Raw genomic sequence first — 8734 nt, 5'->3', positions numbered from 1 at the left:
GAATTTACTGTCCTCTCTTGCATTCCGGCTTCCTAGTTTTGTCAGTCAAGCAGCGCTTTGCAGTTTCCCAAAAAATTTCGTAAAAAATAGGGATGCTCTGAGAATCTGTTGTGAATTGAGTTTCGACTTGGTGACGCTGGCTTAATTTGAGATTGTAGCGTCCTTTGGGTTTCATTGCGGTCAGCCTTTCTTTGAGGGTGGGGCGTAGATCAATGAGAAGCGTTTCTGAAGGCATCCAGTCAGCGGGGGCGCGAACAAAGTCTTTTAGATGGTTTGGTTTTTTTGAGATTAAGGGTTCAATTCGGAGAGCGATCGCGCCTACTTTTTTTGCTAATTCTGCGGCTTTTTCTAATATTAAGGGCATAGCTTCTAACTCAAAGCCCGGTAACAAAATAGGCGCACCTGGAGCAATCAATAAGTTTGCAGAATGGGGGCGAGGGTAATAATAAAAGAGACAGCCGCCGACTAGTTTCTCTTGATTAAAAACACCATACCGAAACGTTTGGTAGCCTTCTAACTCTTTGAAGTCTGCCCAAATACAAGATTGCATAAAGCAGCCTGATGATGTTTGTGTAAGAGCATTCCAGGTTAAAAAATCTTCTCGACTTAAGCAACGAATGATGAGATTTGAGGCTTCAATTTGCATCTCAAATTACTCTTCTTGCTGAGATAAAATAGCCCAAAGCCATGCGCCTCCTATGAGTAAAAAGCTAAATCCAAAAATTGGAAAACTGCCGTTAGAACAGGTATAAGTACCATTCGCATCGTAACAACTACCTGAGCTACTGCTGCCACTTGAATAGGAAGATCCTTTAGCAAAAACGGCATCGGGAGCCGCTAAACTCGCCATCAATAAGGTGACAGAAAGCAAAATAATTACTTCACTCGCTTGATTAGAAAGAGAGATGATTGGTTCACCAGTACGGAGTTTTTCTTTGAGTTGTTTGAGTTCGGTTGCGAGGTGAGGCGGCAATTCTTGAATGCGATCGACCAGACAATCAACAAGCTGTTTGAGATCAATTTCTTCTAAAAGTGACTTCAAATGTCCAAACCATTCCTGGGTCATTTTAGAATCATGTGAATGGTGCTGAACGGGGAGAAGTTGATGAATTTGGGCTACGTCTGCCTGCTGAAATTTATCTAGCCAAATTTGCGCTAGAGCTTCTAATTGAAGGGGATCTTGAGTACTAATCAGATGTGATCCAGCTTCTTGAATATCGATGAAGTCGATCGCTCCTTCTAAGTCATCACTATTAGATGGATTGAGCAGGTAATAGAATAACTGAGGATGCTCTAAAGTATGAAGGTTAACGGAGTGGCGATCGTGGGCAATTTTGTTAGAAAATCGAAACGCCGATCGCCAGGAATTCTGCATTCCGTTTAGTGAATGGGGAAGCATAATCGATTCGAGTTCTGACTTGAGAATAGGCGATTCAGATGCTAGAAAAAATCCCCAGGTTCCGTAGTCGTGACGATCGAAGGAGGGAATCTCAATCTGCATTGGTTTTGCTTGAAGTTTTGCTGCCAATATAGTTTGATAAAGGCACCAAAAACCCGTTGTGTTTCGTTCTGGAGAAACGCCATTGGTTGCCATTACGCCACCCCGATAGAGAATGCGCTGCAACTGTTGAAACCATTCTAAACTGTAGACCTGAGTTGCTTCTGAAGAAGTGGGAAACGTGAAATCGCAAATAACAACGTGGTAACAGCGATCGGGCAGCGCCGCCACAAATTCAAACGCCTCACGAGTATGCACCGTCACCCGATTTTCGCCCAAAGCGCGATTAGGATTGTCGATCAAGCTGCCGCAATTGTAGGGCGCAAAGGTTGTTCTTCCTAGCTCCACTACGTCTGGATCGTAGTCTACGATCGCCACTTCACTAACTTGAGAAAACCGCAAAATATCGCGTACCGCCAATCCATCACCACCGCCACAGACGAGAATTCTCAAAGGCTGATTGGGGAAGCGCTGACAGGCGAGAGCGATCGCAGGCACCACTAAATATTCGTGATAAATTGCTTCGTCTGCGGTGTCAAACTGCAAATCTCCATTGATGTAGAAGGCGAGTCCGTGGGGATGGGTTTCGACGAAGAGAGAGGGCATTGGGAGGGATGAGGGATGAGGGATGAGGGAGAACTTCGTTCCGCTGCGCGAGGAGGGATGTTTTAGGAGTTAGATGCCAGCGAAGATTAGGAGGATGCCGATGAGGGCGATCGCGGCGGCAATGATGATTTGAATTGTGCGGGCATCGGAGGTGAAGGGTTTGGTGGATTCTAGGGTGTCTGACTCGTCGTTGTAGCTTGAAAGGGAGGAAGCGCCGATGTAAGCGCGTTGTAGGTTGCTAAAGTCAGCGGGGTGAACTTCTTTAGTGGAGTAGACGACCAAGGTGCGATCTCTTCGAGTTACCCGCAAGGGGTCGTTCCAGGCTTCTAAGGCCAGGTTCCACAAGTGGGGCTGATCCCAGTAATCCCAGGTGATGCGCGTTGTGGGGGTGTCGTCTGATTGGTAAGTGCCTTCGGTGCGCGACTCAAATTGGTAGACGCGGTTAAAAACTTGTAGTTCTGGATAGGGCGTTTTGTTAGAGCGGATATCTTCTGACAGCGTGAGAAACAAATCTCTGGTTGACCCTGGCTCAACGATCGTGGGATTTCGCAACGCTTCAGCGATGTACCAGGTGACAGGCTTTTCTAAATTGGCTGGATCGACCTCACGTAGAAGATAGTAGGCTTTCGCAGATTCTGATTTTAGCAACCACTCTTCTGTCTCATAACCCTGCGGATCGGTGTAAGTACTGTAATCGCGAACATGCCATAAAACTCCGTAATATCTCACGCGATCGCCTGCTCGAAGCTGTCTAAGTTCTGTTGCCGTTAGCGTTAAAGACATGAGAAGAAAGGGGTTGAGTAAGGTGCAATTTTGCTGAGTTTTGGTTTAGTTTATTTGGTTTGCTTTATCCAGTTGCGAGTAGATAGCTCCAGTGAACGGTTTTGTGATTAGCCGTGAGCGCAATCGCTAATAGCTCGGTTAATCGTTTTGCTTTGTCAAAATTATCTTGATAGTAATCACAAACATGAATATCGACTGCGATTTTGCTAGTTTCAGTCCAGATATGTAGCGCGACATGAGACTCTTCTAAAATCAACACAACAGAGACACCCTGTGGCTCAAAGAGCGTAGCTAACTCTCCGACTGCGTTGAGACCTGCCGATTGTACACAACTTCTCAGCAAACCAAGTAGCTCGGCGGGAGATTGAGTCATCAGGGTCTCGGCAGCAGTCAGAATGGCAGAAAAGTGATGCGATCGAATCATTTGTGACAAACGATTGCAGTCAATGGCGGGTTGAGATTGAGACGTGACAAAGCGCAAAAAAACTTGGTGACTTGGGCGATTGCTACTCTAACAGTTTCTTTAGCAAGATGAGTCATATTCATGAGTTTTTTGTAACGTTTGTTGGTGCAAATTGTTTAGGTTGATGAGAACTCGTTCTTTGTGGTGATTTGGAGAATTTTGGTTTAGTGGTAAAACGGGCAAATTAATCGAGCGTCAACAAACATGGATAACGTACCACCTACCAATCGTCAGCCAGTTTGGGATCAGATCAGTACGAATGCGATCGTGCGTTTCTTGCTGTTTTTTGCCGCAGGTTGGGCGTTTGTTGCCCTGCTTCAGTATTTTGAGTATGTGATTTTTGTGTTTGCGTTTTCGGCAATTTTGGCACTGTTGTTAAATTATCCGATGCGGTTTTTGCAGCGATTTGTTGGGCGCAGTGTTGCCTTGGGACTGGTGATTACAGTTAGCCTGATTACGATTATTGTGCTGGTGATTGCGATCGGGCTGACGCTGACCAATCAAATTCAACAATTAGCGACGCTGCTCCTTCAAACGCTCAACACGGCCAACAATCCGCTTGACCAGATGCAAACGATGCTGGCAGCCCGAAACATTCCGCTTAACCTGGATGCGATCGAGGCTCAAATTCGCAATGCTTTTGTGTTTGGGCTGAATTGGGTTGTGAGTTCTTTGCCCGTGCTTTTACAAAATTATGTAACCTTCATTATTATTTTAGTTGTTTCCTTTTTTATGCTAATTGATGGTGCAAAACTATGGCGGTTGGTTCTCAAACTGGTGCCTGCTCAAAATCGCAACCGTGTCTCGATCGCAGTACAAAGAAATTTTGTAGGATTTCTACGAGGTCAGTTATTAATCTCGTTTTTGTTAAGTCTGTCAACTTTTTTAGTGTTCGTATTGTTTCAAATTCCGTTTCCATTTTTGTTGGCGGTGACGATTGGCATTTTTGATTTGATTCCGGGTATCGGCGCGACTTTGGGAGTGAGTCTGGTGTGTTTGGTTATTTTGGTGCAGAGTGGTTGGCTGACAGCGCTGAAGGTATTAGCGATCTGTGTTGTTTTGCAGCAGCTACAAGATAATTTTGTTTCGCCGCGCGTGATGCAGAGTACCGTTCATCTTAATCCTGTCGTTGTGTTTTTTGCGTTGCTAATGGGGACGCGCGTATCAGGACTGTTGGGAATCTTTTTGGCAATCCCGATCGCGGGTGTCATTGTCAGCCTTTTAGAGATCGAAGAGGCCCAGGGAGACTAAAAACTTTTGGTTGAGAACTCTGGTTTGAACGGTTGATTTTGACGACGCTCTACTTCTATCGATCGGCAGATATTAGAAAATGGTCGCACCTGCTATATTTTCAGCAGTTGGAGATTAAAGGAATAACGATGGAAGCCACAAGAGATCAGGTAGTCTATCTGAGAGACTCGCGGTTTCATTGTGATAGCTGAGGTTCTGTCTTTGTCTGTCTTTGAAAGACGTGCGAGAATCTATCTAACGTTTAATAGCTGACTAAAATCTTAGGCGTTGCTGATTGGAGGGATGAATCTGTGGGAAGTGTCAGTCTTTTCGCCCCCTAAATCCCCCAAAATTGGGGGACTTTGAACCCTGGGTTTCCCGCCGCTTTGGGGCAGTTCCTCCCCTGATTCAGCAACGCCAAATCTTATTTGCGATCGCCGATTCAATTTGCGTCCTCTATTGATTAAGTGTATCCAGGGTTGTACTAAGAGTTGTGTTAAGGGAACTGTGCCAAGGTAAAGTCCATGAGTTTTGACCTCTCACCTTCACCTGAGATTGCCCTAGACTCACCTGCGACGGTGACTGAGATGGACGTGTGCATTACTCCATTGTTGGCGCAGCGTTCCTCAAGGCGAGCCAACTTTGAGGCAGAAAATCGAGCCTTTCAAACCTTGGCGCAAGCCCTGGCAGGAGATGCCCGATCGCTCCTCAAAACGCTAACTCACCTGGCGCTTCCCCTCTGTCAAGCGGATACCGTCGGCATAAGTTTGTTAGAAACGTTGGGTGAGGAATCTGTTTTTCGGTGGGTGACAGTGGCGGGCAGTTTGGACTCATGGGAAGGGGATATCATGCCTTTTCTCAGTCCGTGTGGAACAACAGTGCAGTCCGGACAGCCACAGCTATATACCCATCCCGAACGCTATTTTTGTTATCCCCAGAAACCCTGTTCACCGATCGCAGAGGCGTTGTTGATCCCTTTAATTGCAGACCAGCAGGCATTAGGAACGATCTGGCTAGTCACCCATGATCCCGATCGCCATTTTGATCTCGAAGATCAGCGCATTCTCACCAATTTATCTGGCTTTACAACTGCGGCATTAACCAACCTCAAAGCGCGACACCAAGCTGAAGACCTGTTACAGCGCGAACGGGCAGCCCGACAAGAAGCGGATCTGGCTCGTCAGGCATTAGACCAGTCCGCAAAACGCGCGATCGACATTCTCGAAAGCACAACCGACTGTTTTGTAGCGCTCGATCACGACTGGCGCATCACCTACGTCAACCGCACCACCGCAAAACTCAATAATCTGTCACCCCAAGACATGATCGGTAAAACACACTGGGAAATGTGGGACTGGTCACCCGGTACGATCGTCGAACAAAATTATCGTCAAGCCGTTGCGACTGGACTTCCCGTTGAGTTTGAGGTGCTGTATGAGCCGTTGCAAATGTGGCTAGAAATTCACGCCTATCCTACCAGTGAGGGATTGAATCTTTACTTTCGCAACATCACCGATCGCAAGGAGACTGAAGCCAAACTTCATGAACAGTTTGAAGAAATTGAGGTGATTTACAATACGGCTCCGATCGGGTTAGCAGTCCTTGATTGTGACTTGCGCTTTGTTCGCATCAATTCAAGGCTGGCCCAGATCAACGGACTTTCTGTAGAGGTGCATCTGGGGCGCAGCGTTCGAGAGATTGTCCCCGATTTAGCTGATGCCGCAGAGCCGCTCCTTCGTCACGTCCTTGAAACGGGAGAACCGCTGCTCGATCTAGAAATTAACGGAGAAACTTCTGCCCAACCGGGCGTTAAGCGTACCTGGAACGAAAACTGGTTTCCCCTGCGGGACGCAACGGGTCGAGTCGTCGGTGTCAATATCGTCGTAGAAGAGACCACACAGCGCAAACAATTTGAGGCGGCTTTGAGCGAGAGCGAAGAACGATTACGTCTGGTGCTAACGGCTGCAAACCAGGGCTGGTATGACTTAAACGTACAAACCGGAGCCTCGATCGTGTCTCCCGAATATGCTCAAATGCTTGGCTACGATCCGGCTACATTTGTAGAAACGAATGCAAAATGGCGCGATCGATTACACCCCGATGATTGGAAACCAGTTAGCCGCGTGTATGAAGACTACATTGCAGGCAATCGCAGCGAATACCGCGTAGAATTTCGGCAACGCAAACAGTCTGGCGATTGGATCTGGATTTTGTCTCTAGGTAAAATCGTCGCGTGGGATGCTGACGATCGCCCTTTACGAATGCTCGGAACCCACACTGACATCACTGATCGTAAGCACGCCGAAATCGCCCTACAAGAGCAAACCAGACTCCTGCAAGTGATCATCGACAGTATCGGAGATGGCTTGATTTTGGCCAATTCCAATGGAGAGTTTGTGCTATTTAACCAGGCGGCAGAGCGCATTTTTGGTCGGCTCTCTAACGATCGCCCCTGTGAAGACTGGTCACACACCTATGGGCTATATTTGCCTGATCGACAAACCTTCTTTCCGTCTGAGCAGCTTCCACTGTATCGGGCTATGCGAGGAGAAGCGGTCAATGATGTCGAGGTCTTTGTTCGTCCTGATCTGACCAGAGAAGGACGCTGGATCAGTATTAGTGGGTTTCCGGTGGTTGACCAGAGTCAAGAAGTGACGGGGGGCGTGATTACCTGTCGAGACATCTCAGAGCGCAAACAGGTCGAAGCCAAACGCCGACAAATCGAAGCCGAATTAATTCGTACCAATCGCATCAAAGACGAATTTTTAGCCGTGTTGTCCCACGAGCTTCGTACGCCGCTCAATCCGATTTTGGGCTGGGCTAAAATTCTGCAAACAGGCACCTGTGATGCTGCCAAAACACAACAGGCCTTGGCGACGATCGAACGCAATGCCAAACTTCAAACGCAGCTTATCGATGATCTACTTGATGTCTCTCGAATTTTGCGCGGCAAGCTGACCCTGGCTTCTGAACCTGTGAATTTGACCAGCGTGGTTGAGGCGGCGATCGAGACCGTACGGTTGGCAGCGGAGGCTAAATCGATCGCCATAAAATCTCAACTAGAGCCAACTCTCAGCGTATTGGGCGACGCGGGGCGCTTACAGCAAGTCGTTTGGAATCTACTCACCAATGCGGTCAAGTTTACGCCCAACAGCGGGCGAGTCGAGATTCAGGTCACTCAGGTAGACAGTACGGCTCAGATTCAGGTGATTGATACGGGTAAAGGCATTCGTCCAGACTTTTTATCTCAGGTGTTTGAGCGATTTCAGCAGGCCGATTCTTCGACGACTCGACAGTTTGGCGGTCTGGGATTGGGGCTGGCGATCGTTCGTCAACTCGTCGAACTTCACGGCGGCACCGTCCAAGTCAGCAGTCAGGGCGAAGGGCTAGGGGCGACCTTCACCGTTTGGCTACCGCTCATTCCTGGTGCGTCTTCCATTCAGACTGTCTGCAATCGAGCAATCTTTACGTCACTACAAGGTCTGCGCGTTTTGGTCGTAGATGATGAAGCCGATGCGCGTGAGCTAGTCCAGTTTGTGTTGGAGCAAGAAGGCGCGATCGTCACCAGCGTTTCATCCGGCAGGGCAGCGCTTAAGTCTCTCAAGCAGGACACCTTTAATGTGATCATCAGCGACATTGGAATGCCCGACATGGACGGCTATGGGCTGATCGAGCAGATTCGCTCCGATCTTCCAACAAGTCGTCAAATTTTAGCGATCGCGCTGTCTGCCTATGCGGGAGAAGCTAATGAGCGTCAGATCCTAAAAGCAGGATTTCAGAAACATTTGGCGAAGCCTGTTGACCCGATCGAGTTGGTGACATTGGTCAGACAGTTGATTTCACTCCGATCGGCTTCTGCCCTCTAAATCCTCTAAAATTGAGGGACTTTGAACCCTTGAGAAATTGCTTAGGAATGAGAATGGAATAGAATCGATGATTGCCTGGTTGCTTCGCCCCCTAAATCCCCCATTCTCGGGGACTTTGAGAAAGCAGACATTCTAGAATTTAAGGCAGTTTCGCTGTTCAAAGTCCGCCAAATTTGTTGAGGGGGCAGAAGCCGAATTAAACGACGCGAAACCGCGAGAATTACAGGTTGTTTAATTCAACGTGAATTCGATGGAGTTTTTCCGCTCCGTTATTCAGCACTTCAGCCC

The 8734-nt window shown here is 47.8% G+C and carries 6 protein-coding genes; 2 read left to right on the top strand and 4 right to left on the bottom strand.

Annotated elements, in window-relative coordinates; genetic code table 11:
* Positions 1–4: 4 nt before the first annotated feature.
* From ACKFKF_RS25565 to ACKFKF_RS25550, 4 genes are all read right to left on the bottom strand, one after another.
* Positions 5–646 carry a lipid II:glycine glycyltransferase FemX gene (locus ACKFKF_RS25565; RefSeq protein ID WP_446870254.1) on the bottom strand — a complete coding sequence of 214 codons (642 nt, stop codon included), beginning with the start codon at positions 644–646 and terminating at the stop codon, positions 5–7.
* A 6-nt stretch (positions 647–652) separates the two neighbouring features.
* Positions 653–2104, bottom strand: a complete 1452-nt coding sequence (locus ACKFKF_RS25560) for a spermine/spermidine synthase domain-containing protein (RefSeq protein ID WP_446870253.1) — start codon at positions 2102–2104, stop codon at positions 653–655.
* Between the two features lie 69 nt (positions 2105–2173).
* Positions 2174–2887, bottom strand: coding sequence for a DUF4178 domain-containing protein (locus tag ACKFKF_RS25555; protein ID WP_446870252.1), 714 nt, complete (start codon positions 2885–2887; stop codon positions 2174–2176).
* Between the two features lie 64 nt (positions 2888–2951).
* On the bottom strand, positions 2952–3311 hold the full coding sequence (locus ACKFKF_RS25550; RefSeq protein ID WP_446870255.1) for an S-adenosylmethionine decarboxylase: 360 nt from the start codon (positions 3309–3311) through the stop codon (positions 2952–2954).
* A 243-nt stretch (positions 3312–3554) separates the two neighbouring features.
* Between ACKFKF_RS25550 and ACKFKF_RS25545 the strand changes: the two genes are divergently transcribed.
* Both ACKFKF_RS25545 and ACKFKF_RS25540 read left to right on the top strand, forming a co-directional pair.
* Positions 3555–4601, top strand: a complete 1047-nt coding sequence (locus tag ACKFKF_RS25545) for an AI-2E family transporter (RefSeq protein WP_446870251.1) — start codon at positions 3555–3557, stop codon at positions 4599–4601.
* A 503-nt stretch (positions 4602–5104) separates the two neighbouring features.
* A complete protein-coding gene (locus ACKFKF_RS25540; protein ID WP_446870250.1) occupies positions 5105–8446 on the top strand; it encodes a PAS domain-containing protein in 3342 nt (1113 codons plus the stop codon).
* The last annotated feature ends 288 nt before the right edge of the window (positions 8447–8734 follow it).

This window comes from Phormidesmis sp. 146-12, from assembly GCF_052939495.1.
This window is presented reverse-complemented; position numbering and strand designations above follow the sequence as displayed.

Coding starts and splice junctions, on each gene's coding strand:
- ACKFKF_RS25540 (WP_446870250.1), top strand. CDS start 5,105: ATGAGTTTTGACCTCTCACCTTCACCTGAGATTGCCCTAGACTCACCT.
- ACKFKF_RS25550 (WP_446870255.1), bottom strand. CDS start 3,311: ATGATTCGATCGCATCACTTTTCTGCCATTCTGACTGCTGCCGAGACC.
- ACKFKF_RS25565 (WP_446870254.1), bottom strand. CDS start 646: ATGCAAATTGAAGCCTCAAATCTCATCATTCGTTGCTTAAGTCGAGAA.
- ACKFKF_RS25545 (WP_446870251.1), top strand. CDS start 3,555: ATGGATAACGTACCACCTACCAATCGTCAGCCAGTTTGGGATCAGATC.
- ACKFKF_RS25560 (WP_446870253.1), bottom strand. CDS start 2,104: ATGCCCTCTCTCTTCGTCGAAACCCATCCCCACGGACTCGCCTTCTAC.
- ACKFKF_RS25555 (WP_446870252.1), bottom strand. CDS start 2,887: ATGTCTTTAACGCTAACGGCAACAGAACTTAGACAGCTTCGAGCAGGC.